Annotated in this window: 22 protein-coding genes; 8 read left to right on the top strand and 14 right to left on the bottom strand. The window is 70.3% G+C overall.

Going from position 1 to position 23,967, the window contains the following annotated elements; translation table 11 throughout:
- Positions 1-39 precede the first annotated feature (39 nt).
- Positions 40-969 carry a 4-hydroxy-tetrahydrodipicolinate synthase gene (dapA, locus tag JK363_RS11010; protein ID WP_201874305.1) on the top strand — a complete coding sequence of 310 codons (930 nt, stop codon included), beginning with the start codon at positions 40-42 and terminating at the stop codon, positions 967-969.
- 16 nt (positions 970-985) lie between these two features.
- Here dapA and dapD read toward each other — a convergent pair whose 3' ends face one another.
- The 3 genes from dapD to JK363_RS10995 form a co-directional block, all read right to left on the bottom strand.
- Entirely contained in the window at positions 986-1,981 is a 996-nt protein-coding gene (dapD, locus tag JK363_RS11005; RefSeq protein WP_201874303.1) for a 2,3,4,5-tetrahydropyridine-2,6-dicarboxylate N-succinyltransferase, read from the bottom strand.
- A 344-nt stretch (positions 1,982-2,325) separates the two neighbouring features.
- Entirely contained in the window at positions 2,326-2,865 is a 540-nt protein-coding gene (locus tag JK363_RS11000; protein ID WP_201874301.1) for a TetR/AcrR family transcriptional regulator, read from the bottom strand.
- Positions 2,865-3,185, bottom strand: a complete 321-nt coding sequence (locus tag JK363_RS10995) for a DMT family transporter (RefSeq protein ID WP_201874299.1) — start codon at positions 3,183-3,185, stop codon at positions 2,865-2,867. Before JK363_RS10995 ends, JK363_RS11000 begins: the two co-directional genes overlap by 1 nt.
- Before the next feature lie 20 nt (positions 3,186-3,205).
- On the opposite strand from JK363_RS10995, the gene JK363_RS10990 reads away from it, so the two are divergent.
- From JK363_RS10990 to JK363_RS10975, 4 genes are all read left to right on the top strand, one after another.
- Entirely contained in the window at positions 3,206-6,166 is a 2,961-nt protein-coding gene (locus JK363_RS10990) for a helix-turn-helix transcriptional regulator (protein WP_307821676.1), read from the top strand.
- A gap of 9 nt (positions 6,167-6,175) precedes the next feature.
- On the top strand, positions 6,176-10,141 hold the full coding sequence (locus JK363_RS10985) for a response regulator (protein WP_201874295.1): 3,966 nt from the start codon (positions 6,176-6,178) through the stop codon (positions 10,139-10,141).
- On the top strand, positions 10,131-10,679 hold the full coding sequence (locus JK363_RS10980; RefSeq protein ID WP_201874293.1) for a response regulator: 549 nt from the start codon (positions 10,131-10,133) through the stop codon (positions 10,677-10,679). Before JK363_RS10985 ends, JK363_RS10980 begins: the two co-directional genes overlap by 11 nt.
- Positions 10,680-10,985: 306 nt before the next feature.
- Positions 10,986-11,486 (top strand): ATP-binding protein, encoded by a 501-nt coding sequence (locus JK363_RS10975; protein ID WP_201874291.1) that lies wholly within the window; start codon positions 10,986-10,988, stop codon positions 11,484-11,486.
- Between the two features lie 85 nt (positions 11,487-11,571).
- Here JK363_RS10975 and JK363_RS10970 read toward each other — a convergent pair whose 3' ends face one another.
- The 8 genes from JK363_RS10970 to JK363_RS10935 form a co-directional block, all read right to left on the bottom strand.
- Positions 11,572-11,907, bottom strand: coding sequence for a metal-sulfur cluster assembly factor (locus tag JK363_RS10970; RefSeq protein ID WP_176183611.1), 336 nt, complete (start codon positions 11,905-11,907; stop codon positions 11,572-11,574).
- The gene (gene sufU, locus JK363_RS10965) at positions 11,904-12,368 is read right to left on the bottom strand and encodes a Fe-S cluster assembly sulfur transfer protein SufU (RefSeq protein WP_201874289.1); all 465 of its coding nucleotides are present in this window, start codon (positions 12,366-12,368) and stop codon (positions 11,904-11,906) included. Before sufU ends, JK363_RS10970 begins: the two co-directional genes overlap by 4 nt.
- Before the next feature lie 10 nt (positions 12,369-12,378).
- Positions 12,379-13,635 carry a cysteine desulfurase gene (locus tag JK363_RS10960; RefSeq protein WP_201874287.1) on the bottom strand — a complete coding sequence of 419 codons (1,257 nt, stop codon included), beginning with the start codon at positions 13,633-13,635 and terminating at the stop codon, positions 12,379-12,381.
- Positions 13,632-14,396: a Fe-S cluster assembly ATPase SufC gene (sufC, locus tag JK363_RS10955; RefSeq protein WP_201874285.1), complete on the bottom strand. Its 765-nt coding sequence runs from the start codon at positions 14,394-14,396 to the stop codon at positions 13,632-13,634. The genes JK363_RS10960 and sufC overlap by 4 nt, the downstream gene beginning before the upstream one ends.
- Positions 14,397-14,403: 7 nt before the next feature.
- Positions 14,404-14,727, bottom strand: coding sequence for a bifunctional 3-phenylpropionate/cinnamic acid dioxygenase ferredoxin subunit (locus tag JK363_RS10950; RefSeq protein ID WP_201874284.1), 324 nt, complete (start codon positions 14,725-14,727; stop codon positions 14,404-14,406).
- Positions 14,724-15,893, bottom strand: coding sequence for a Fe-S cluster assembly protein SufD (gene sufD / locus JK363_RS10945; RefSeq protein ID WP_201874283.1), 1,170 nt, complete (start codon positions 15,891-15,893; stop codon positions 14,724-14,726). Before sufD ends, JK363_RS10950 begins: the two co-directional genes overlap by 4 nt.
- Before the next feature lie 86 nt (positions 15,894-15,979).
- A complete protein-coding gene (gene sufB, locus JK363_RS10940; RefSeq protein WP_201874282.1) occupies positions 15,980-17,401 on the bottom strand; it encodes a Fe-S cluster assembly protein SufB in 1,422 nt (473 codons plus the stop codon).
- Positions 17,398-18,147: a helix-turn-helix transcriptional regulator gene (locus tag JK363_RS10935; protein WP_215910828.1), complete on the bottom strand. Its 750-nt coding sequence runs from the start codon at positions 18,145-18,147 to the stop codon at positions 17,398-17,400. The genes sufB and JK363_RS10935 overlap by 4 nt, the downstream gene beginning before the upstream one ends.
- Before the next feature lie 230 nt (positions 18,148-18,377).
- Between JK363_RS10935 and JK363_RS10930 the strand changes: the two genes are divergently transcribed.
- From JK363_RS10930 to JK363_RS10920, 3 genes are all read left to right on the top strand, one after another.
- Positions 18,378-19,304: an ABC transporter ATP-binding protein gene (locus tag JK363_RS10930; RefSeq protein ID WP_201874280.1), complete on the top strand. Its 927-nt coding sequence runs from the start codon at positions 18,378-18,380 to the stop codon at positions 19,302-19,304.
- A complete protein-coding gene (locus tag JK363_RS10925) occupies positions 19,301-20,074 on the top strand; it encodes an ABC transporter permease (protein WP_201874279.1) in 774 nt (257 codons plus the stop codon). Before JK363_RS10930 ends, JK363_RS10925 begins: the two co-directional genes overlap by 4 nt.
- Before the next feature lie 87 nt (positions 20,075-20,161).
- Positions 20,162-21,178 (top strand): COX15/CtaA family protein, encoded by a 1,017-nt coding sequence (locus JK363_RS10920; protein WP_201874278.1) that lies wholly within the window; start codon positions 20,162-20,164, stop codon positions 21,176-21,178.
- Here JK363_RS10920 and JK363_RS10915 read toward each other — a convergent pair.
- From JK363_RS10915 to JK363_RS10905, 3 genes are all read right to left on the bottom strand, one after another.
- Positions 21,124-22,194: an amidohydrolase gene (locus tag JK363_RS10915; protein ID WP_201874450.1), complete on the bottom strand. Its 1,071-nt coding sequence runs from the start codon at positions 22,192-22,194 to the stop codon at positions 21,124-21,126. The genes JK363_RS10920 and JK363_RS10915 overlap by 55 nt on opposite strands.
- Before the next feature lie 228 nt (positions 22,195-22,422).
- Positions 22,423-22,815, bottom strand: coding sequence for a hypothetical protein (locus JK363_RS10910; protein ID WP_201874277.1), 393 nt, complete (start codon positions 22,813-22,815; stop codon positions 22,423-22,425).
- A gap of 24 nt (positions 22,816-22,839) precedes the next feature.
- On the bottom strand, positions 22,840-23,790 hold the full coding sequence (locus JK363_RS10905; RefSeq protein WP_201874276.1) for a heme o synthase: 951 nt from the start codon (positions 23,788-23,790) through the stop codon (positions 22,840-22,842).
- Between the last annotated feature and the right edge of the window lie 177 nt (positions 23,791-23,967).

Below are 23,967 nucleotides of genomic sequence, written 5' to 3'. Positions count from 1 at the left end.
GAAGTAGACCTACAGCACAGGGGACATGAGACTTCCCTTATGTCCACACACCCCCACCGCACCGGCGGTCCCTCCGGCCGTTCCGCCTGCGCCATGATCACGCCGTTCACCGCCGACGGTTCGCTCGACCTCGACGGCACCCAACTGCTCGCCACCCGCCTCGTCGACGAGGGCGGCTGCGACGGACTGGTGGTGAACGGCACCAGCGGCGAGTCGCCCACCACCAGTGACGCCGAGCGGGAGGCGGTCGTCCGGGCGGTGGCCGAGGCGGTCGGCGACCGGGCGCGGATCACCGCGGGGGTCGGCAGCAATGACACCCGGCACACGGTCGAACTGGCGCGGGCGGCCGAACGGGCAGGCGCCCACGCGCTGTTGGTGGTCACCCCGTACTACAGTCGCCCACCGCAGGAGGCGGTCCGGGCCCACTTCCGCACCGTCGCGGACGCGGTCGGACTGCCCGTTGTGCTGTACGACATCCCCGGCCGGACCGGCACCGCGCTCACCTGCGACACCCTGCTGCGGCTCGCCGAACATCCGCGGGTGGCGGGGGTGAAGGACTGCGCGTACGACCTGATGAAGTCGGCGAAGGTGCTGGCGGCGACCGATCTCGCCTACTACTCCGGCTGCGACGAGCAGAATCTGCCGCTGCGGGCGATCGGCGCCGCCGGGTACATCAGCACGGTCGCCAATGTGGCCGGGCGCCAGGTGCGCGCCGTGGTGGACGCCTACGACGCGGGCGGCCCGCGGACGGCGGCCCGCCGCCATCTCGCCCTGACCCCGCTGATCGACGCGATGATGTCGCGGCTGCCCGGCTCGGTCACCGCCAAGGCGCTGCTCGACGCGCTGGGGCTGCCCGCGGGGCCGGTCCGGGCGCCGCTGCTCCCGGCCGACGCCGACACCACGGCCGGCCTGGTCGACACCTACAAGCGGGCGACGACCGGGCCGGCCTGGGACATCAGCGACGACTAGTGGTGGCTGGTGGTGGCTAGTTGTGGCTGTGGAGCGCCTCGTTGAGACCGCCCCACGAGCCGGAGCGCGGCAGCGCCTCGACCGCACCGGTGGTGGAGTTGCGGCGGAAGAGGAGGTTCTGGGCGCCGGACAGCTCCAGCGCCTTGACGATCGTGCCGTCGGGCAGGGTGATGCGGGTGCCCGCGGTCACATAGAGGCCCGCCTCCACGATGCAGTCGTCGCCGAGCGAGATGCCGATGCCCGCCTGGGCGCCCAGCAGGCAGCGCTCGCCGATGGCGATGGTCTGCTTGCCGCCGCCGGAGAGGGTTCCCATGATCGACGCGCCGCCGCCGATGTCCGAGCCGTCGCCGACCACGACGCCCGCGCTGATCCGGCCCTCGACCATCGAGGTGCCGAGGGTGCCCGCGTTGAAGTTGACGAAGCCCTCGTGCATGACGGTGGTCCCGGCGGCGAGGTGCGCACCGAGCCGTACGCGGTCGGCGTCGCCGATGCGGACCCCGGAGGGGACGACGTAGTCGGTCATCCGCGGGAACTTGTCGACGCTGGTCACGGTGAGCTGGAGGCCCTCGGCGCGGGCCGCGAGCCGGGCGCGCTCCAGCTGGTCGACAGCGACCGGGCCCAGCGACGTCCAGGCCACGTTGGCCAGCACACCGAACATCCCGTCGAGGTTCTGGCCGTGCGGCGCGACGAGCCGGTGGCTGAGCAGATGGAGCCGGAGGTAGACGTCGTGGGCGTCCAGCGGCTTGTCGTCGAGCGAGGCGATGACCGTACGGACGGCCACGACCTCGACCCCGCGGCGCGGGTCCCGGCCGAGCGCCTTGACGGCGGTCTCGCCCAGCAGACGCGCGGTCTGCTCGGCGTCCAGCCGCTCGGTCCCGGCCGGACCGGGCGCCTCGGCCAGTTCGGGGGACGGGAACCAGGTGTCCAGAACGGTGCCGTCCTCGGTGAGGGTGGCGAGTCCGGCGGCGACGGCGCCGGGGCGGGTGGTACGGGTGGTGGCTGCGTCGGTCATGGTCAGAACGCTAACCGGAGCCGCCCCCGACAGGCGAACCGGTCTCATGTCCCGGTCCGGGGGTGGTTCCGATGCCAGGCCGCGGACGAGCCCGGGCGGACGTTCCCCACCGTCACGAGCGGACGTCTACCGCCGTCGTGGGCGGGCCCCTCACCGTCGTAGGCGGACACGTCCCACGACGACGGGCGGACCCTTCCCACCGTCGCGAGGGACGCCTCCCGCCGTTCGCGGGCGGACCCTTCCCGCCGTCGCGACGCGTACCGCCCCTGGGGGCTAACGCCTTCCACCACCGCGGGCGGACACTCCCCGCCCGCGGGCGGGTGCTTCCCGCCGTCGCGGGCGGATCAGCCGGTGAGCCGTTCCAGCGCTGCCCGTACCTCGGTCCGCTCCAGCGGTCTGCCGGTCAGCAGTACCTGGAGTATCACCCCGTCCAGCAGCGCCGCCACCGCCCGTGCGGTGCCCAGGTCGCCGGTCCGGCGCGCCAGCAGGGCGGCCACCTCGTCCGGACAGGCGGCGGCGATGGGCCGGACCGACTCCCGGCGCAGCGCAGCGAAGTACAGCTCGTACTCCAGCTCAAGCCGGGTGCGGTCGCCGGCCAGCAGTGTCTCGATCAGCCGCAGCAGCTCGTCGGCGAGCGGGCGGGCGGGGTCGGCGGTACGCTCCCAGCGCTCCAGCTCCGCCAGCCAGTCGGCGTTGATCTGGCGGAGGGCGGCGACCAGCAGATCGTCGAGGGTGGCGAAGTGGTAGGTGGTCGAGCCGAGCGGAACGTCCGCCTCGGCGGCCACCGTGCGATGGCTCAGCCCGCCGATGCCGCGCTCGCCGACCACGGTGATCGCGGCGTCGATGATCCGCTGCCGCCGTCCGGGGTCGTAGCGGCGCGGCATCAGTGCGCCCCGCCGAGGTTGAGCACCACGACCCCGGCGATGACCAGCAGCACGCCGATCACCTTGGCGGCGGTCGCGGTCTCCCCGAGGAAGACCATGCCGATGACGGCGATCACGGCGGTCCCGGCCCCGGCCCATATCGCGTAGGCGGTGCCGACGGAGACGGTTCTGAGGGTCTGGGCGAGCAGGGCGAAAGCGATCAGATACCCGGCGATGGTCGCCGTGGAGGGCCACAGCCGACTGAGGCCGTCGCTGTACTTCATCGCGGTGGTGGCCAGAACCTCGGCCATGATCGCGCCGGAGAGCATCAGATACCCCATGCGTACGAGTGTACACAACGATGCGTACGGCCGTACATAGCAACGGAGCACTCTGGGTACCGGTGACCGATCACAGGGCAGCCGAAGCACGCATAATGGAACATATGCCGCATAGCGCTGACCTTTTTGAGCGAAGCGGCGAGCTCGAGGTCTTGCAGAAGGCGATGGGGGCGGCCCGGGAGGGCCATGGCGGAGCCGTCATGATCGAGGGAGCTCCCGGAATCGGCAAGACCAGCCTGCTTGCCGAGGGCAAGCGGATGGCCGGATCCGCGGGCCTTCAGGTGGCGACTGCGCGCGGGTCGGAGCTGGAGAGCGACTTTCCCTTCGGTGTGGTGCGGCAGCTGTTCGAACCGCTGCTGGCGCATATGGATCCCCAGGAACGCCGGCGCGTCATGTCCGGGGCGGCGGGCCAGGCGGCCGTTGTGCTGGAGCGGGTGGTCCCGGAAGACTCGCGGGGCGGCGACTTCTCGATTCCGCACGGTCTGTACTGGCTGACCGCCGATATCTGCGAACGGCAGCCGCTCGCCCTGCTGATCGACGATCTGCACTGGGCGGACGGCGACTCGCTGCGGTTCCTGAACCATCTGATGCCGCGCCTGGAGGATCTCGGCTGCTGTGTGGTGGGCACCTTGAGGCCGTTCGGACTCGGCACCCAGCCACAACTGCTCGACCAGATCGTGACCACGCCGCCCTCCGTAGTGCTGGCCCCCTCCAAGCTGAGCCCGGCCGCCGCGACCTCACTGATCACGGCCCAGTTCGCGAAGTCCGGCTGCCCCGCACCGCGGGACGAGCACTTCCTGTCCGCCTGCTGTGCGGCGACCGGAGGCAATCCCCTGCTGCTGAAGGAACTCGCCGAGGCGCTCGCCGCCGAGGGCGTCGCGGCCAACGCCGCGAACATCCCCCAGGTCTACGCGGTGGGCCCCCGCGCGGTGGCCCGGCGGGTGGCGGTGTGGATGCGGCGCCTCCCCGAGGACTGCGTGGCGCTGACCCGGGCGGTCGCGGTGCTGGGGGAGGGAGCGGAGGTGGCGCATGCGGCGGAGCTGGCGGAGCTTCCCCTGGAGGACGCGCTGCAAGCGGCCAAGGGCCTCGAACAGGCGCAGATCCTCTTCACGGACTCGTCGAACGCCTTGAGGACCCGGCTGGGATTTGTCCATCCGCTGGTCCGTGCCGTGATCTACGAGGGGATGCCCCCCGCCGACCGCCACCGCGCACACCGCAAGGCCGCCGTTCTGCTGAAGACCTCCACGGCGGAGGTCGAGACCGTGGCCCCGCACCTGCTGCGGACACTGCCCTGCGGCGACGACGAGACGGTCGGCATGCTGTGGACGGCCGCGAACAGCGCACTGGCCCGCGGCTCCCCGGGCACCGCCGCGACATGTCTGCGCCGCTGTCTGGCCGAGCCCCCGCCGCCCCGGACGCGACTGGACCTCCTCTCCGCGCTCGGCAACGCGATGCGGCACGTGGACACCGCGGGAGCCGTCCCCTATCTCGAGGAGGCGCTCGCCCTCGCCGGACCGTCACGGCGGCGGGTGGAGATCGCGCTCGCGCTGGGCAATGCGCTGCTGCTGCTCCAGCGCGCCGGGGAAGCGCTGGCGGTGTGGCGCAGGGCGCTGGCCGACACCGCACCGGACGACACCGAACTGCGGAATCAGCTCCACGCCTGCATCCTGTCGATCCCGCTCTACGAGCCCGGACGGCAGGACATGCGCGAGGACATCCTGAGCCAGGTGTCCGAGCTGCGCTCCGCCGTGCCCCACCCGGGTCCCGGCGGCAGGTCCCTGGACTGCGTCATCGCCGGACATGACGCGATCATCGGTGATCCGCGGGCGGTCCTGCGGGCCCGGAGCGCGCTCCGCGACGCCCCCGCGGCCCAGCAGCCCAACGGACAGATCTCGGTGTCCTTCGGCTGGCTGGCCCTGATCAGCGCGGACCGGGACGAGGTGATGGGCAGCCTGGACGCCGCGGTCGAGCAGGCACACCGGGAGGGTTCGCTGAACGGGCTGACCGGGGCCCTGACCTACCGGTCGCTGGCCTGGCTGTGCCGCGGCAACCTCGAGGAGGCCACCGCCGACGCCCTGACCGCGATGCGCGCCGTGGAGACATCGTCCGTGCGCCTGCGCCGGCTGGTCCTCGGCCCCGTCCACGCCGAGGCACTGCTGGAGCGGGGAGCCCTGGACGAGGCCGGGAAAGCCCTGGAGTGGACCGGCGTTCCCGATCCCGCACCCATCACCGGGCTGATGTACTACGTGCTGCACAGCAGGGCGCGGCTGTTGCGCATGCGGGGCCGTACCGCCGAGGCCCTCGACGCCGCCCTCGCCGCGGGTCGGTCCTTCAGCGCGGCGGGCGGGCAGAACCCCGCCATCGTCCCCTGGCAGTCCGAAGCCGCGGTGTGCCTGCATCTGCTGGGACGCGACCAGGAGGCCAGGGCCCTGGCCACCGCGGAACTGCGGTCGGCCCGCTACTGGAGCGCGCCCAGGGCCCTCGGCCGTGCGCTGCGCGTCGCGGGAGCCCTGGCCGAGGGCGAGGCCGATCTTCCCCTGCTGCGGGAGGCGGTGGACCGACTGCGGAAATCGCCCGCCCGTCTGGAATACGCCAAGGCACTGGCGGACTACGGTGCGGCGGTGCGCCGGCACGGCAAGCGGCGCGAGGCCCGGGACGCGCTCAGCGACGCGCTGGACATCGCCGAGGCCCGCAAGGCGGCCCCCCTCGTCCGGCAGATCCTCGATGAACTGCATCTGGCGGGGATCCGGCCCCACCGCCACGCGGTCACCGGCCTCCAGTCGCTGACGCCGGGAGAACAGCGGGTCCACGAACTCGCCGTCCAGGGGAAGACCAACCGGGAGATCGCCCAGCATCTGTTCGTGACCACCAAGACCGTGGAGGTCCATCTCTCCAGCATCTACCGGAAGCTCGGCGTGGCCGGCCGGCACGAGCTCGCCGAGAAGTCCGCAAGGACCTTCTCCACACCGGCCCCGGGGTGAGCCATGCGTATGGCCTTCGGTCCGAAGTCTCCGCACCGGCCCCCGGACGCGACCCAACGCGGATCGCGGAACGGACAGGACTTCCGCTTCACCGCCCGCCTCTGGCACAAGCTGCTGGCCTTGTGCGTAGCCCTGACCGTTCCCCTCGGGCTCGCCACGTTCTACCTGGTCGACCAGCACAACGCCAAGATTGCCTTCACCCGCACCGAACGGGACGGGCTGGCCTATCTGCGCCCGGTGAGCACGGTGGTGCGGGACGTTTCCGACCGCCGCGCCCTGGTGCACCGGCAACTGGCCGGAAACCCGGTGTCCCAGAGCCGGATCGCCGCGCTGGACCGTGCCATCGACCGGGGTTTCGCCACGCTCACGGACGCCGACAAGCGGCTGGGGAAGCAGCTGCGGACCACGCCCGCCGATCTCAACTCCCAGGACAAGAGCGCGCTGCGGCCGACGCTCCTCGCCGACAGCTGGCGGCGGATCGCGGCCGATCACCGGCCCAGCAGAGCCGACGAGGCGCGGCACACCCAGCTCATCGGAAGGCTGCTCCAGCTCGGTTCGTATGTCGGGGACACCTCGAACCTGATTCTCGACCCCGACCTCGACACCTACTACGTCATGACCGGGATCGTGCTCCGGGAACCTCAACTGACGCATCAGCTCTACCGGTTGAGGGACGCCGCGGACACGGTCCTCACCCGCGGGAGCGCGTCCCCCCGGGAGCGGCTGAACATCGCCTACGACGCCACCGTCGCGGACCAGAACATCCGCCAGCTCAGGGAGGAAGTCAACCGGGCGGTCAAGGCCACTCCCTCGTTCAACCACCACAGCGGTCTCGGACCCGCCCTGCGCCCGCTGCTGAACGCGGCCACGTCATCGACCACCGCACTCGTCGCCACCACGGAGAAGCAGTTCGTGGGCAGTGGCCAGGCCCGGGTGTCAGCCGCCGCCTACACGGCCCAGGCGTCCCGTGCGATCGAGACGAACTCGCGGCTGTGGAACGCGCTGTTCGTCCAAGAGGACCAGATGCTGCGGACCCGGCTGGACACCTTCCACGAGCGCAATCTGCGCGTCATGGCCAGTATCGCCCTCGTCCTCGTCGTGATCACGGGCGTGGCGGCGCTGCTGTCCCGGCACATCGCACGCAATGTGGCGGCCGTCGCGGACGCCTCGCAGGCCCTCGCCGCCGGAGACCTCAGCCGCCGGGCCAGGGTGCGCAGCCGCGACGAGGTCGGGGCGATGGCCGCCGCGTTCAATGTCATGGCCGACCGCCTCCAGGCGAGCTACGCCGCCGTCGAGCAGGAGGTCCGCGACCGCACCCTGGAACTGCGCCGGAAGACCGAGTCCCTCAGCCTGCTCCAGCATGTCTCCGCCGCCGCCAATGAGGCGTTCACCTGGGACGAGGCACTGCGGACGATCCTGCGCCTGGTGTGCCGTCACATGGGATGGCCGGTGGGCCACGTCTATCTCGTCGAACCCGTCGCCGACGCCCCCGAGGGGACGCCGGACACCAGGCTCACCCTGTCACCGGTCTGGTACGCCGATGAGCGGAAGCTGCGGAAGCCGCTGCACGACACCGCGGCCGCGGCCGGTCTGTACTCGCCGGAGGGGCTGCCGGACACCGTCCGGACCACGGGTCGGCCCGTCTGGATCGGCGATCTCGGCGCCCGCGCCGCGGGGCCGGGGCTCCCCGGCGGACGGCCGGACGGCCAGTCGCTGAGCGGCACGGGCGTGACCGGCAGGATCGCCACCCCGGTCGTCATCGGGAAGGACGTCGCGGCGGTCCTCGACTTCCTCACCCCGGACGCCATCGACCCCGACGAGGAGCTGCTGCGCGTCATGCTCAACGTCGGCGCACAGCTCGGGCGGGTGCTGGAGCGGTCCCGGGCCGCGGCGGAACTCCGGGCGTCCAAGGAGCGGGCCGAGGTCGCCGACCAGGCGAAGAGCGCGTTCCTCGCGACCATGAGCCACGAGATCCGCACCCCGATGAACGCGGTGATCGGGATGACGGAGATCCTGCTCGACACCCCGCTCAGTGCCGAGCAGAGCGAGTTCACCCAGATCATCCGCAACAGCGGGAACAGCCTGCTCACCCTGATCAACGACATCCTCGACTTCTCCAAGTCCGAGGCCGGACGGCTCGAACTGCGCAACGACCCCATGCAGCTCCGCCAGTGCGTGGAGTCGGCCTTCGACGTCATCGCGCCGATGGCGGCCGAGAAGCTGGACGTCGATCTCGCGTACATCATCGATCCCGAGGTACCGGAAGAGATCATCGGCGATATCGACCGGCTGCGGCAGATCATGGTCAATCTGCTGAACAACGCCGTCAAGTTCACCGACTCCGGCGAGATCGTCCTGAAGGTCGACAAGGGCGTGGACGGGGAGGCCGCGGACCGGCGGGCCGGGGACGAGGATTCCGCACGCACCCCGACGCAGGCCGCGGAGTCCGCCTTCATGCTCCACTTCTCGGTCTGTGACACCGGCGTGGGAATCGCCCGGGAGCGCCTGTCCGACCTCTTCAAGCCCTTTGAGCAGCTCGACGCCTCGACCACGAGGCGGTTCGGCGGCACCGGCCTCGGGCTGGCCATCAGCAAGCGCCTGGTCGAGCTGATGGGCGGGAACATGTGGGTCGAGAGCGAACCCGGTACCGGCTCGACCTTCCACTTCACCCTGGAGACGAGAGAGGTGCCCGAGGCCATGCGCACCAGCCGGGTGCTGTCCCAGATCGAGCTCAAGGGAAAGCGTGTGCTGGTCGTGGACGACAAGGCGACGAACCGGACCATCCTCACCCACCAGGCGGGCTCCTGGGGCATGCTGGTGCGGGCCACCGGGTCGCCGCGCGAGGCGCTCTCCTGGATCCGGCGCGGTGATCCGTTCGACCTGGGCATCGTGGACATGCAGATGCCGGACATCGACGGGGTGATGCTCGCCAGGGAGATCCGCCGCTATCGGAGCAAGGACGAGCTGCCCCTGTTCCTGCTGACTTCCATCGGCCATCCCGTCGGGGCCGGGGAGGACATGCGGGAATTCTCCGGGTACCACACCAAGCCGATCAAGGCGGCGGAACTCTACGCCGACCTGTGCCGCACCCTGCTCGGCGCGCGGGCACCGGCCGGGACGCTCCCCGTGCCGACGCCGCAGCGGGTGCGCGCCGGCCATGCGCCGCCGCTGCGCATCCTGGTGGCCGAGGACAACATGGTGAACCAGCAGCTGATCGTCCGGATGCTGGAGAAGATCGGCCACCATGCGGACACCGTCGAGAACGGGGCGGAAGCGCTGGAATCGCTGCGCCGCCGACTGTACGACGTGGTCCTCATGGATGTGCAGATGCCGGTGATGGACGGCCTGGACGCCTCGCGCCGGATCCACCAGGTGCTGCCGCGCGCACGGCGGCCGTACATCATCGCCCTCACCGCCAGCGCGATGAGCGAGGACCGTGACGCCTGCCTGGCCGCGGGCATGGACGACTATCTCAGCAAGCCGCTGCACGGTGCGGAACTCTCCGCCGCCCTCAGCCATTGCGCCCCGCTCGGCTCCTCCCCGCGGACACCGGAACCGGCGGCGGCGCCCCCGGCCCGGCGGGAGCCACCGGCAGGTGAGGAGGCACCGGCATCCGATCGCCCCGTCATCGCCACCGCCACCCTCGAGCGTCTGATCGGCTCCCTCGACATGGCCTTCGTCCGCCAGCTCGTCGACACCTTCCTGGACGACTCCCCGGAGCTGGTGGGAGAGGTTCGCCAGAGCCTCGACGACGGTGATGCGGCGCGGCTGCGGCGGGCGGCGCACACACTGAAGTCCCATGCGGACACCTTCGGCTTCCAGCGGCTCTTCCCGTTGTGCCGGAAGGCGGAGGATCTGGGCGCTTCCGGCGACCTGGACGCCGCTTCACCCGTGGTCGCGCGGATCGAGGAGGAGTACCGGGCCGCCCGGGAAGCTTTGATCACCAAGCGAGCGGAGCTCAGCCATGACCGATAGAAAAGGACGCGTCCTGGTCGTGGACGACGACCGGACCAATCGCATGATGCTCACCTACCGCCTGGAGGTGGCGGGGCTGGAGACGGCGACCTCCGAGAACGGGCTCACGGCCCTGCGGATGCTGCGCGAGAGCGACTTCGATCTGGTGCTGCTGGACATCCTCATGCCGGAGATGGACGGCTACGCGACCCTTGAGCTGATGAAGCATGATCAGCGGCTGAGCCGGACACCGGTCATCATGATGTCGGCCGTCGGCGACCTCGACAGTGTCATCCGCTGTCTGGAACTGGGCGCGGAGGACTATCTGCCGAAACCGCTGGACTCGCTGCTGCTGACCTCCAGGGTCAACAGCATTCTGCTGAGAGGCAGGCTGGAGCGGACCGAGGAACGGCTCGGCAGGCTGGCCGACGCCGTCTCGGCCATCGCCGACGGCACCCTGCCCGCCGAGGTCCTGGACGAGACCGCTCAGCGCACCGACGCCCTGGGGCGCCTGGCACGTGAGCTGCGGCAGCTGGCGTCGGTGACCCTGGACCGGTAGCACCGCCGCACCCTCTCCGTACGAGGTCGGAGGCGTCCCCGGGGGGTTGGGGGTCATCCTGGGGGGTCCCCCTAATGCCGACCGTCCGGCGCGCGATGCAGCGTAGAGGCATCAGCCGGATTCCCGCCGTGGACGACGCAAAGGGACGGTGAGGGCCATGACACGGATGACTCGGACGTCTTGGCTGCACATGAGCAACATGAGGAGGGGGCCATGAGCAGCACTCTGTGCACAGGACACGACCGGACGGCGATGTCCCCGAGGCCGCCCGTGCGACACCGTATGGCATCCGGGTCACGACGGGCCATGCGACGGTTCATGCGGCTGGTCCGGTATCTCGTCCTCCGTGTGGGCCGCGTTCTGGCCTGGCTCGTGAACGAACAGCGTCGGCACCGCGATGTGCTCCACCCGCTGGACCGCAGTGCGCGGGCCGTCTCCCAGGCCAGGGGGATGACCCGGGACCAGCTGGCCAAATGGGATCTGCATGAGCACGCCGAGACCGCCGAGCTGCTGGTCAGCGAGCTGGTCACCAATGCGCTCAGGCACGCCTGGGGCCCGATCCAGCTGCGGCTGATCCACTCGCCGCGGCGGCGGCGACTGCGCTGCGACATCGCCGACGGTTCGCCGGACCAGCCCCGGCTGCTCCACGCCCGCCTGGACGCGGAGAACGGGCGCGGTCTGCGTCTGCTCGACCAGCTCTCCGCCAGCTGGGGCGCACGGCCCACGGCGCACGGCAAGACGGTCTGGTTCGAGCTGCGCACCCGCGCCTCGACAATCGCGCGTCTGCGGACCTGGCTGGGACTGTGACCCCGCCCGGCCACGGCCGGTGGACGCGTGTGGGACCCGTGACAGCACAGGTCACGGGTCCCACGTAAAGGTGCGGTGAGGCTGCTCAGACGTTGAAGCCGAGGGCGCGAAGCTGCTCACGGCCATCGTCGGTGATCTTGTCGGGACCCCACGGCGGCATCCAGACCCAGTTGATCCGCAGCTCGTTGACGATGCCGTCGGTCGCGGACTTCGCCTGGTCCTCGATGACATCGGTCAGCGGACAGGCCGCGGACGTCAGCGTCATGTCGATGGTGGCGATATTGGCGTCGTCGATGTGAATGCCGTAGATCAGCCCGAGGTTGACCACGTCGATCCCCAGCTCGGGGTCGACGACGTCGTACAGGGCCTCGCGGACCTCTTCCTCGCTGGCGGGCTTGGTGGTCGTCACGTCGTCACTCATGCGGTCTTCCCTCCAGCGGTCTCGCCCAGCGCCTGCGCGGTGGCGTCCTTCCACGCCATCCAGCTGAGCAGGGCGCACTTCACTCGGGCCGGGTACTTGGAGACACCGGCGAACGCGACCGCGTCCTCCAGCACCTCCTCCATGGCGTCGTCCGGAACGGTCTGCCCCTTGGACTGCATCAGCTCCAGAAACGTCTCCTGGATCCTGCGAGCCTCACTCAGCTCCTTGCCCACCAGCAATTCATTGAGCACGGACGCGCTGGCCTGGCTGATCGAACAGCCCTGGCCCTCATAGCTGACGTCCTCGATCGTCTCGCCGTCGAGCCGCACCCGCAGGGTGATCTCGTCACCGCAGGTGGGATTGGTGTGGTGTACCTCTGCGTCGCCGTCCCTGAGGCCCCGTCCATGGGGGTTCTTGTAGTGGTCCAGGATGACGTCCTGGTACATCGAATCCAGTTTCACGCGGTCGCCCCTACCCGAAGAAGTTCCGTACGTGCTCCAGGCCCTCCACCAAGGCGTCGACCTCGGCGGGGGTGGAGTACAGATAGAACGACGCCCGCGTGGTAGCGGGAATTCCGTAGCGCAGGCAGACGGGGCGGGCGCAGTGGTGGCCGACCCGGACCGCGATGCCCTGCTCGTCGAGCACCTGCCCCACATCGTGGGGGTGGATGTCGCCGAGCGTGAAGGAGATCGCGGCACCGCGCTCCTCGGCCGTGGCGGGGCCGATGATGCGCAGATCGGGGACCTCCAGGAGCCTGCCGACCGCGTAGTGGGTGAGGGCGTGCTCATGGCGGGCGATGTTGTCCATGCCGACCGAGGTCAGATAGTCCACCGCCGCGCCGAGGCCGACGGCCTGGGCGATCGGGGGCGTACCGGCCTCGAACTTGTGCGGCGCGGGGGCGTAGGTCGAGGAGTGCATCGAGACGGTCTCGATCATCTCGCCGCCGCCGAGGAACGGGGGCAGGTCCTCCAGGAGCTCCTGGCGGCCCCACAGCACACCGATCCCGTCCGGGCCGCACATCTTGTGGCCGGTGAAGGCCACGAAGTCGGCCTGGAGCGCCTGGACGTCCAGGGTCATATGCGGAGCGGCCTGGGAGGCGTCGATGACGACCAGGGCGCCCACGTCCTGGGCGCGGCGCACGATCGCCTCGACCGGGTTGACCGTGCCCAGGATGTTGGAGACCAGGACGAACGAGACGACCTTGGTCTTCTCGGTGATGACCTGCTCGATGTCCGACAGGTCCAGACGGCCGTCGTCGGTGAGACCGAACCACTTCAGCTTCGCGCCGGTGCGCTGCGCGAGCAGCTGCCACGGAACGATGTTGGAGTGATGCTCCATCTCGGTGATGACGATCTCGGTGTCCCGGTCCACCCGGTAGGGCTCATCGGCCCAGCCGAGCATGTTGGCCACGAGGTTCAGCGACTCCGACGCGTTCTTGGTGAAGATCACCTCGTCGCGGCTGGGAGCGTTGATGAAGCCGGCGACCTTGTCGCGGGCGCCCTCGTACAGCGCCGTGGCCTCCTCGGCGAGCACATGGACACCACGGTGGACATTGGCGTTGGAGCGCTCGTAGTACGTGTTCAGCGCGTCCAGGACCTGGCGCGGCTTCTGGGACGTGGCCGCGTTGTCCAGGTAGACGAGCTTCTTCCCGTCGTGGACCACGCGGTCCAGGATGGGGAAGTCCTTGCGGATCGCCTCGGTGTCGAGGAGGCCCGGCAGCTGTGTCACGTGGACGCGCCTCCCTTCACGTATGCCTCGTAGCCCTCTTCCTCCAGCTTGTTGGCCAGCTCCGGGCCGCCGGACTCGGCGATCCGGCCCGCGGCGAACACATGGACGTGGTCGGGCTTGATGTACCGCAGGATGCGGGTGTAGTGGGTGATCAGCAGGGTGCCGACCTGGCCGGACTCACGGACCCGGTTGACGCCCTCGGAGACCACCCGCAGCGCGTCCACGTCGAGGCCGGAGTCGGTCTCGTCGAGGATCGCGATGGCGGGCTTCAGCAGCTCCAGCTGGAGGATCTCGTGGCGCTTCTTCTCACCGCCGGAGAAGCCCTCGTTGACGTTGCGCTCGGCGAAGGACGGGTCGATCTGGAGGCGCTCCATGGCCTCCTTGACCTCCTTGACCCAGGTGCGCAGCTTGGGGGCCTCACCGCGGATGGCGGTGGCGGAGGTCCGCAGGAAGTTGGAGACCGAGACACCGGGGACCTCGACCGGGTACTGCATGGCGAGGAAGACACCGGCGCGGGCGCGCTCGTCGACGGACATCTCCAGCACGTTCTCACCGTCGAGGGTGACGGTGCCGCCGGTGATCGTGTACTTCGGGTGACCGGCCAGCGAGTAGGCCAGGGTGGACTTGCCGGAGCCGTTGGGGCCCATGATGGCGTGCGTCTCGCCCTGCTTCACGGTCAGGTCGACGCCGCGCAGGATCTCCCGGGGGCCGCCCTCGGCCTCGACGGAGACGTGCAGGTCGTGAATCTCAAGCGTTGCCATGGGTGCCTCAGGACTCCTGGGTGACGGAGACGAGTACGTCGTCCCCTTCGATCTTTACGGGGTATACGGGGACGGGGCGGGTGGCGGGGAGACCGGACGGCTTGCCGGTGCGCAGATCGAAACTGGAGCCGTGCAGCCAGCACTCGATCTGACAGTCCTCGACCTCGCCCTCGGACAGCGAGACGTTCGCGTGCGAGCAGATGTCGTTGACCGCGAACACCTCGCCCTCGGTGCGGACCAGGGCGATCGGTACCCCCTCGAGCTCGACCCGCTTGGGGGTGTCCTCCTCGAGCTCGGCCAGGGCGCAGGCGCGTACGAAGGTGTCGGTCATCCTACGGACGCCTCCAGCTCTGCCTCGATCTTGTCGATCAGACGCTCCTCCAGCTCGGGGATGCCGATCTGCTGGACGAGCTCGGCGAAGAAGCCGCGCACCACCAGACGGCGGGCCTCGTCGGCCGGGATGCCGCGCGCCATCAGGTAGAACAGCTGCTCGTCCTCGAAGCGGCCGGTGGCGCTGGCGTGGCCGGCGCCGACGATCTCGCCGGTCTCGATCTCCAGGTTGGGCACCGAGTCGACGCGGGCGCCGTCGGTGAGGACCAGGTTGCGGTTGAGCTCGTAGGTGTCGGTGCCCTCGGCCTCGGCGCGGATCAGCACGTCGCCGATCCAGACCGCGTGGGCGTCCTTGCCCTGGAGCGCTCCCTTGTAGGCCACGTTGCTCCGGCAGTGCGGGGTGTCGTGGTCGATGAAGAGGCGGTGCTCCTGGTGCTGGCCGTTGTCGGTGAAGTACAGGCCGTAGAGCTCGGCCTCACCGCCGGGGGCGCCGTAGACCACTCGCGGGTGGAGCCGCACCAGATCGCCGCCGAAGGTGACGACCACGGACTTGAAGCTTGCGTCCCGGCCGACCAGCGCGGTGTGCTGACCGGCGTGGACGGCGGTGTCGTCCCAGTCCTGGACGGAGACCACGGTGAGCTTGGCGCCGTCGCCGATCACGTACTCGACGTTGGCGGCGAGGGTGGCGTCACCGGTGTGGTCGATGACCACCACGGCCTCGGCGAAGGCGCCGAGCTCGATCAGCTGGTGGCCGAAGGCGGTACCGCCCTCGCCGTGCACGGAGATCCGCACCGGCTCGGTGAGCACCATCTCCTTGGGCACCGAGACGACCGACGCCTTCTCGAAGGAGCTGTACGCCTGGGCCGCCACCCGGTCCACCGGCTTGCCGGCCTTGCCCAGGCGCGCGTCATCACGGCCCACGGTCTCGACGGTGACGCCCTCGGGGGCGCTCACCTCGACCCGGACACCGCCGTCGGCGACGGCGGTGCCGTCGTGGAGGCCGCGCAGCCGCTCCAGCGGGGTGAACCGCCAGTCCTCCTCCCGGCCGTGGGGCACGGGGAAGTCGGCCACGTCGTACGACGCGGGGGCGCTGACCCGCGCATCGGTGGGCTGGCCCACCTGGATGACACCGTCCGTAGTGGATCCGGCGGGAATGGTTTCAGCCATGGCTGTCGTACTGCTCGCTTTCTCTGCCTGAGTTGTGTCGCGGCTTGGCGGGGTCGCCCCCCGGTGGGGCGGGAGGGGCGGTGGCGTCAGCCGACCGCGCCCTCCATTTGCAGCTCGATCAGCCGGTTGAGCTCCAGCGCGTACTCCATGGGCAGCTCGCGCGCGATCGGCTCGACAAAGCCGCGGACGATCATCGCCATGGCCTCGTCCTCCGACAGACCGCGGCTCATCAGGTAGAAGAGCTGGTCGTCGCTGACCTTGGAGACGGTCGCCTCGTGGCCCATGGACACATCGTCCTCGCGGACGTCCACATACGGGTAGGTGTCGGACCGGGAGATGGTGTCCACCAGCAGGGCGTCACAGAGCACATTGGACTTGGAGCCCTCGGCGCCCTCGCCGATCTCGATCAGCCCGCGGTAGGAGGTGCGGCCGCCGCCGCGCGCCACCGACTTGGAGACGATGTTGGACGAGGTGTGGGGCGCCATGTGGACCATCTTGGCTCCGGCGTCCTGGTGCTGGCCCTCGCCCGCGAAGGCGATGGACAGGGTCTCGCCCTTGGCGTGCTCGCCCATCAGGTAGACGGCGGGGTACTTCATGGTCACCTTGGAGCCGATGTTGCCGTCGACCCACTCCATGGTGGCGCCCTCATAGGCGACGGCGCGCTTGGTGACCAGGTTGTAGACGTTGTTCGACCAGTTCTGGATGGTCGTGTAGCGGCAGCGGGCGCCCTTCTTGACGATGATCTCGACGACCGCGGAGTGCAGCGAGTCCGACTTGTAGATCGGCGCGGTGCAGCCCTCGACGTAGTGGACGTAGGCGTCCTCGTCGACGATGATCAGCGTCCGCTCGAACTGGCCCATGTTCTCGGTGTTGATCCGGAAGTAGGCCTGGAGCGGGATCTCCACATGGACGCCCTTGGGCACGTAGATGAACGAGCCGCCGGACCACACCGCCGTGTTCAGCGAGGCGAACTTGTTGTCACCCGCCGGGATCACCGAGCCGAAGTACTCCTTGAACAGCTCCGGGTGCTCCCGCAGACCGGTGTCGGTGTCGAGGAAGATGACGCCCTGCTCCTCGAGGTCCTCACGGATCTTGTGGTAGACGACCTCGGACTCGTACTGGGCGGCGACACCGGCGACCAGGCGCTGCTTCTCGGCCTCCGGGATGCCCAGCTTGTCGTAGGTGTTCTTGATGTCCTCGGGCAGCTCCTCCCAGGAGGCGGCCTGCTGCTCCGTGGAACGCACGAAGTACTTGATGTTGTCGAAGTCGATGCCCGACAGGTCCGAGCCCCAGGTCGGCATGGGCTTCTTGTCGAAGAGCTTCAGACCCTTCAGACGCAGCTTGAGCATCCACTCCGGCTCGGACTTCTTCCCCGAGATGTCGCGGACGACGTCCTCGGAGAGCCCGCGCTTGGCCGAAGCGCCGGCCACGTCGGAGTCGGCCCAGCCGTACTCGTAGTTGCCCAGACCCTCGAGCTCGGGGTGAGCGGTCTCCGTGGGGAGAGTCATTCGGGGTTCCTCCCGGCCGTGCTGGCAGATGCGGTGGTGGTCTTGGTGGTACTGGGGTCGGCCGTCACGGCCGCTTCGGTGCTGGCGGTCTTCGGAATGAACGTCGTGCACACTCCGTCGCCATGGGCGATGGTGGCCAGACGCTGCACATGAGTCCCGAGCAGCTGGGAGAAGACCTCGGTCTCCGCCTCGCACAGCTGCGGATATCGCTCGGCTGCGTGGGCGACCGGGCAGTGGTGCTGGCAGAGCTGTTCGCCGACCGGCGCGCTGCGCGCCGTAGCAGCGTACCCGTCCGCGGACAGTGCGCCCGCAAGGGCCTGGGTACGCCTGCCGGGGTCGGCGGCCTCGACGGCACCGCGGTATCCCTCGGCCTGGACGGCCAGCCGGGCGCGGGCGAACGCCGCGACGGCGGCCCGCCCGGCCTCACCGCCCCCGGCGCTCTGCTCGATCCAGCGCAGGGCGTCGACGGCCAGCTTGTCGTAGGCCTGGTCGAAGGCGTCACGGCCGCAGTCGGTGAGCGCGAAGACCTTGGCCGGGCGGCCGCGCCCCCGCGCCCCGTACACCCTCTTCTCGCGGGGCTCGACGACGCCGTCGGCGGCGAGGGTGTCGAGGTGGCGGCGGACGGCCGCCTGGGTCAGCTCCAGCCGCAGCGCGAGCTCGGCCGCGGTGGAGGGGCCATGGTCGAGGATGGAGCGGGCCACCCTGTTACGGGTGCCGTGCTGCTCGTCGGACGCGGAAACGGGCATGCCAGACCGCGCGGCCACCTCGGCCGCGCGTCCCTTCGGAGCCTCGCTCGCGTATTTCACAACACCATTGTTGCGTAATTCCCGGGAGACATACAAGCGAGGGCGGAGACGCCCTTCGGTGGGGTGTATCACTTAGGCACACCTAACTTCACCTGCGACGATGCGGTTCCGGGCACTCCGCTTCCGCCCTGCCGCCCACGGCGCCCCCGGCGATTCGTAGACTGCCCGGCATGCGAGAAGAGCCCGCGGTCGATGTCGTCGGCCTGGTCAAGCGGTACGGCTCGAAGACCGCCGTCGACGGGCTCGACCTGTCCGTCGCGCGCGGCACCGTGAGCGCCGTTCTCGGGCCCAACGGGGCCGGTAAGACCACCACGGTCGAGACCTGCGAGGGGTACCGCCGCCCCGATGCCGGGACGGTGCGCATATTCGGCCTGGACCCGGTCGGGGACGCGGCCGCGCTGCGGCCGCGGATCGGTGTGATGCTCCAGTCCGGAGGCGTTTACTCCGGCGCGCGCGCAGAAGAGATGCTGCGGCACACCGCCTCCCTGCACGCCCACCCGGTGGACGTCGATCTGCTGATCGACCGGCTGGGCCTCGGCTCCTGCGGCCGCACCACCTACCGCAGGCTCTCCGGCGGCCAGCAGCAGCGGCTCGCCCTCGCCATGGCCGTCGTGGGCCGCCCCGAGCTGGTCTTCCTCGACGAGCCGACCGCCGGTCTCGACCCACAGGCCCGCCGCGCCACCTGGGATCTCATCCGCGAGCTGCGCCAGGACGGTGTCACCGTCGTGCTGACCACGCACTACATGGACGAGGCCGAACAGCTCGCCGACCATGTCGCGATCATCGACGGCGGCAAGGTGATCGCCGACGGCAGCCCCGAGGAGCTGTGCCGCGGCGGCGCCGAGAACACCCTGCGCTTCACCGGCCGCCCCGCGCTCGACCTGGCCTCGCTGCTCAAGGCGCTGCCCGCCGACAGCACGGCCGACGAGCTGACCCCCGGCGGCTACCGCGTCACCGGCAAGGTCGATCCGCAGCTGCTGGCCACCGTCACCTCGTGGTGCGCGCAGAACGGGGTGATGCCGGACCGGATCTCGGTCGAGCGGCACACCCTTGAGGACGTCTTCCTGGAGCTCACCGGTAAGGAGCTGCGAGCGTGACCGCCACGGGCACTTTTCTCCCCCGGCCGGGGGCCGCGCCGCTGCTGCGGATGATCCGGGCACAGGCCGCGCTGGAGACCCGGATGCTGCTGCGCAACGGTGAGCAGCTGCTGCTGACCGTGGTCATCCCGTCCCTGGTGCTGGTGCTGTTCAGCAGTGTCGACATCGTGGACACCGGGGGCGACGGCGAGGCGGTGGACTTCCTCACTCCCGGTGTGCTGGCGCTGGCCGTGCTGTCCACGGCGTTCACCGGACAGGCCATCGCCACCGGCTTCGAACGGCGCTACGGCGTGCTCAAGCGGCTCGCCGTCTCCCCGCTGCCCCGGTGGGGGCTGATGACCGCCAAGACCTGCTCGGTGCTGGTCACCGAGATCCTCCAGATCGCGCTGCTGACCGCGATCGCGCTGGCGCTGGGCTGGTCGCCGCACGGCAACCCGCTGGCGGTGGCGCTGCTGCTGATCCTCGGCACCGCGGCGTTCTCCGGACTCGGACTGCTGATGGCGGGCACCCTCAAGGCCGAGGCGACGCTCGCCGCCGCCAACCTGGTCTTCCTGCTGCTGCTTGTCGCGGGCGGAGTGATCGTCTCGCTGGACAAGTTCCCGGACGCGGTCAGCGGCGTACTGGAGCTGCTGCCGATCTCCGCGCTGTCCGGCGGACTGCGGGATGTCCTCCAGGACGGCGGGCCGATGCCCTGGCGGGAGCTGGGGATCCTGGCGGTGTGGTCGGTGCTGGGGCTCGGCGCGGCGGCGCGCTTCTTCCGCTGGGAGTGAGTTCACCGGGCGGGCCCCGAGAGGCTGGGCCCTCCTGAGGACGACCCCTCGTGAAAAGCTGCACAAGCAGCCGCCTACGATAGGTCCGTGCCGAATTCGCTGAATCCGTTGGAGCTCATCGCCCGGCGCTGGCAGCCCTCCGCGCGCTTTGTGCGGCGGGCCGCGCTGGCCACCGTGGTGATGGCCGTCGTCATCGTCGTCACCGGTGGCACGGTGCGGCTCACCGAGTCCGGGCTCGGTTGTGACACCTGGCCCAAGTGCACCTCCGGGAGCCTGACGCCCACCTCCGACATGGGCATCCACGGCGCCATCGAATTCGGCAACCGCATGCTGACGTATGTGCTGTGCGCGTTCATCGGCCTGCTGATCATCGCCGCGCGGGCCCGTACACCGGTGCGCCGCTCCCTCACCCGGCTGGGCTGGGCCCAGTTCTGGCTGGTGATGAGCAACGCCGTCATCGGCGGCATCATCGTGCTCACCGGGCTCAACCCGTACATCGTCAGCTCGCACTTCCTGCTGTCCACCGCGCTCCTCACGGTCGCGATGGCGGTCTGGCAGCGGTCGCGCGAGGGTGACGGCGAGCCGCGCGGCCTGGTGGCCCGACCGGTGCGCCAGCTGACCGGGCTGCTGGTCGGCTCGACCCTGGCACTGATCCTGATCGGCACGGTGGTCACCGGATCCGGTCCGCACGCCGGTGACGCCCGCGAGGTGCACCGGATCCCGCTGGACTGGCAGGAGATCACCCAGCTGCATGTGGACTTCGTCTACATCGTGCTCGGCCTCACGGTCGCCCTGTGGTTCACCCTGCGCGCCGTGAAGGCCCCGGCGGCCCAGCGCCGTACGGTGCTCGACCTGCTGGCCGTACTGCTCCTCCAGGGCCTGATCGGGTACGTCCAGTACTTCACGCATCTGCCCGAAGTGATCGTCGGTATCCACATGTTCGGGTCCTGTCTGGTGTGGATCGCGGTCCTGCGGGTGCTCTTCGCCCAGCGCGAGCGCCCCGCACTCGCCGCGCCGGCCGTCAGCCCCACGGGCGACGACGAGGCGGTTCAGCCGGAGACCTCACCGGCCCCGGAGCCCGAGCCCGCCGCCTCCAGCCGGTAGACCCGGTGCGCGGTCCCGGCCGCGACAAGACCGGTGATCCGCCGCGCCTCGGAGCGGGTGCAGACCCCGTCGGCGATCCACTCGGCGGTCAGCCGCGCCATGGAGTGGGCGAACAGCCGCGCGGCGGTCACATACAGCTCGGGAAGCGCCCGCGCGCCGGTGGAGAACAGCAGCTTGCCGAACGGCGCCTCGCCCAGGGTCTCCTCCGGCCGCGGCCCGGCGTCCGCGTAGACATGCGGGAAGGCCGCGGCCAGCTGCGCCGCCCGCCGGTGGTACGGCCGCTCGGGCAGCAGCACCAGATCGGTGCCGAACCCCGCCGTGGCGCGCAGGAAGCCGAGGAGCGGCTGCGGATCGGCGCAGTGCAGCTGCACCGGCAGCCCGGTGGCCACCGCACTCCACAGCAGGTGCTGGGCGAGCGCGGGGTCGAAGGGGCGGTCCCGGGCCGGGCCCCCGGCGAGCCGTCGGGCGGCGGCGCGGCGCACCTCGCGCGGGTCCGGGGGGACCTCGTCGCAGTAGGCGATGCCCATGGCGAAAGCCGTCGCGTGCTGGGCGGCGGCGTAGAGCGCCTCGGCGGTGTTGCCGGTGAACGCGTCGACCGTGCCGGAGGTGTCGGCCACCTGCTCGGCCAGCGGCTCCAGCCGGACCACCTCGTGGACCCGGCCGTCGGCTGCGGCGGCCAGTTCGGCGGGTGAGGTCAGGTCGTTGGGAGCGCCGGACTCCATCAGGAAGGTGCCGATGCCCGCGCCGCGCAGCAGCAGCCGGGCGGCCTGGTAGGCGCCCAGTTCACGGCGGCGGGCGAGATAGCTGACCGGTGCGCAGTGGGGGTCCATGCCCAGCAGCGGAGGGCACCAGCGGCGCACCGCGAGCCCGGCCCAGCTGTCGAAGAAGGTGGTGCCCGCGGGGGCGGCGCCCGATCCGGCGGCGGAGGCCAGATGGGTTTCGAAGGAGCCGAGCCCCAGCTCGCCGTGGACCATGCCGTGGCTGTGCTGGTCGACCAGCGGCGGCAGCGCGGGCAGGCTCGCCACCGGACCCGGCCCGTCCCGCGGGACCGGGCCGGTCGGCGGGCCCAACGTGCTCGGGGAGTCCGTCGCCTCGTCCATCGCCGCCGCCTCCTCGCCCTTAAGGCATCGACGGGCTTAACGGGCGAAAGGGGTGCGAGGTGTCGGGACCCCGGCTCAAGGGTCGGCGGCGGCCGGCCTCAGGGGTCGGCCTGGGCCCCGACTCAAGGGCTGACGAGGCCCGGCTCAGGAGTTGGCGGGGCCGCCGATCTGGATGCCCGCCATGCGCGTCCACTCGTACGGACCGGTGCGGACCTTGGCGGCCATCTCACCGTCGAACTCGTCGTGGAGGGTGAGCCCGGCGAGCTCGGCGGCGCGGCGGGCGCTCTCGTGCGAGGGGGCGACCAGCACGCCCCACTCACCATCGGCCCCCACCAGGGCGATCCGGGTGGAGCCGCGGCCGATGTGGGCGAGCTGGCCCTCGGCGCTGCCGCCGTGGCCCGCGGCGAAGGCCGTGATCTGGTGGGCGAGCCGCTGGGCCCGCTTCTCGTCCTTGGAAGGCTTGGAAGGCTTGGAAGGCTTGGAAGGCTTGGCGGGCTGGGCGCTCCCGACATTCTCCGCCTGGGTGCTGTCTGCCATGAGGACAATGCTACCCGTCGGTAATCAACGCAGGAAGGGGTCCACCGCGACGGCCACGAAGAGCAGCGACACATAGGTGATGGACCAGTGGAAGAGCCGCATCTCCTTGAGCTTGGCTCCGGTGATCCCGGCTCGGGCGCGCGCCTGGAGCGCATGCGCCTCCTTGAGCCAGAACCCGCCCAGCAGCGCCGCGACGACCGGGTAGAACCAGCCGGTGTAGCCCAGCGGCCACAGCAACAGGGAGACACCGACCATGGCCCAGCTGTAGAGGACGATCTGCCGGGCGACCACCTTGTTGCCCGCGATCACCGGCAGCATCGGCACGCTGGCCCGCTCGTAGTCCTCCTTGACCTTCATCGACAGCGGCCAGTAGTGCGGCGGCGTCCAGAAGAAGATGACAAGGAAGAGGATGACCGCGGCCCAGGAGAGCTCGTTGGTCACCGAGGACCAGCCGATGAGCACGGGCATACAGCCCGCGATCCCGCCCCAGACGATGTTCTGCGAGGTGCGCCGCTTGAGCAGCATCGTGTAGACGACGACGTAGAAGACCAGCGCCCCGAGTGACAGCATCGCGGACAGCGGGTTGACCAGGGCCCAGAACCAGGCCGTGGAGCCCACCGCGAGGGCCGAGGCGAAGACCAGGCACTCGGCCGGCGAGACCATCCCGGTGACCAGCGGACGCTGCGCGGTGCGGTCCATGAGCGCGTCGATGTCGCGGTCGAGGTACATGTTGAACGCGGCCGCGCCGCCCGCCGACAGATAGCCGCCGACGCAGGTCTTCACCACCAGCCACAGATCCGGTACGCCCTGGGCGGCCAGGAACATGACCGGCACCGTGGTCATCAGGAGCAGCTCGATGACGCGCGGCTTGGTCAGCGCGACGAACGCCTTGACACGGGCCCCGAGCGGCCGGTGGCCGGAGCTCGTTTCGCTCGTCTCCAGCACCCCCGCAGGACGGGATTCGACGGCCGTCACGCACACCCCTGGTGGAAGCAAGAACCAGCAAGCACCGGACATGAAGAGCCGGTAAAGACTTGCGCGTACCACGCCACTCTAGACGCAGCGGATATGCCGCCCATCGCCGGGGTCCGCTCGTGTTGGCGGCGCACGCCGGGCGGGGCGCGCAGGGCGCGTACGCCCCGGAACAGCTCC

The organism is Streptomyces coffeae (assembly GCF_016741875.1).
GTDB lineage: Bacteria > Actinomycetota > Actinomycetes > Streptomycetales > Streptomycetaceae > Streptomyces > Streptomyces coffeae.
The sequence above is the reverse complement of the archived record's forward strand: the minus strand, read 5'-3'. Positions and strand labels throughout refer to the sequence as shown.

Coding starts and splice junctions, on each gene's coding strand:
- sufB (WP_201874282.1), bottom strand. CDS start 17,401: ATGACTCTCCCCACGGAGACCGCTCACCCCGAGCTCGAGGGTCTGGGC.
- sufC (WP_201874285.1), bottom strand. CDS start 14,396: ATGGCAACGCTTGAGATTCACGACCTGCACGTCTCCGTCGAGGCCGAG.
- JK363_RS10980 (WP_201874293.1), top strand. CDS start 10,131: ATGACCGATAGAAAAGGACGCGTCCTGGTCGTGGACGACGACCGGACC.
- sufD (WP_201874283.1), bottom strand. CDS start 15,893: ATGGCTGAAACCATTCCCGCCGGATCCACTACGGACGGTGTCATCCAG.
- JK363_RS10930 (WP_201874280.1), top strand. CDS start 18,378: ATGCGAGAAGAGCCCGCGGTCGATGTCGTCGGCCTGGTCAAGCGGTAC.
- JK363_RS10990 (WP_307821676.1), top strand. CDS start 3,206: ATGCGTACGGCCGTACATAGCAACGGAGCACTCTGGGTACCGGTGACC.
- JK363_RS10935 (WP_215910828.1), bottom strand. CDS start 18,147: ATGCCCGTTTCCGCGTCCGACGAGCAGCACGGCACCCGTAACAGGGTG.
- JK363_RS11000 (WP_201874301.1), bottom strand. CDS start 2,865: ATGCCGCGCCGCTACGACCCCGGACGGCGGCAGCGGATCATCGACGCC.
- JK363_RS10995 (WP_201874299.1), bottom strand. CDS start 3,185: ATGGGGTATCTGATGCTCTCCGGCGCGATCATGGCCGAGGTTCTGGCC.
- JK363_RS10950 (WP_201874284.1), bottom strand. CDS start 14,727: ATGACCGACACCTTCGTACGCGCCTGCGCCCTGGCCGAGCTCGAGGAG.
- JK363_RS10975 (WP_201874291.1), top strand. CDS start 10,986: ATGCGACGGTTCATGCGGCTGGTCCGGTATCTCGTCCTCCGTGTGGGC.
- JK363_RS10970 (WP_176183611.1), bottom strand. CDS start 11,907: ATGAGTGACGACGTGACGACCACCAAGCCCGCCAGCGAGGAAGAGGTC.
- dapA (WP_201874305.1), top strand. CDS start 40: ATGTCCACACACCCCCACCGCACCGGCGGTCCCTCCGGCCGTTCCGCC.
- JK363_RS10985 (WP_201874295.1), top strand. CDS start 6,176: ATGGCCTTCGGTCCGAAGTCTCCGCACCGGCCCCCGGACGCGACCCAA.
- JK363_RS10910 (WP_201874277.1), bottom strand. CDS start 22,815: ATGGCAGACAGCACCCAGGCGGAGAATGTCGGGAGCGCCCAGCCCGCC.
- dapD (WP_201874303.1), bottom strand. CDS start 1,981: ATGACCGACGCAGCCACCACCCGTACCACCCGCCCCGGCGCCGTCGCC.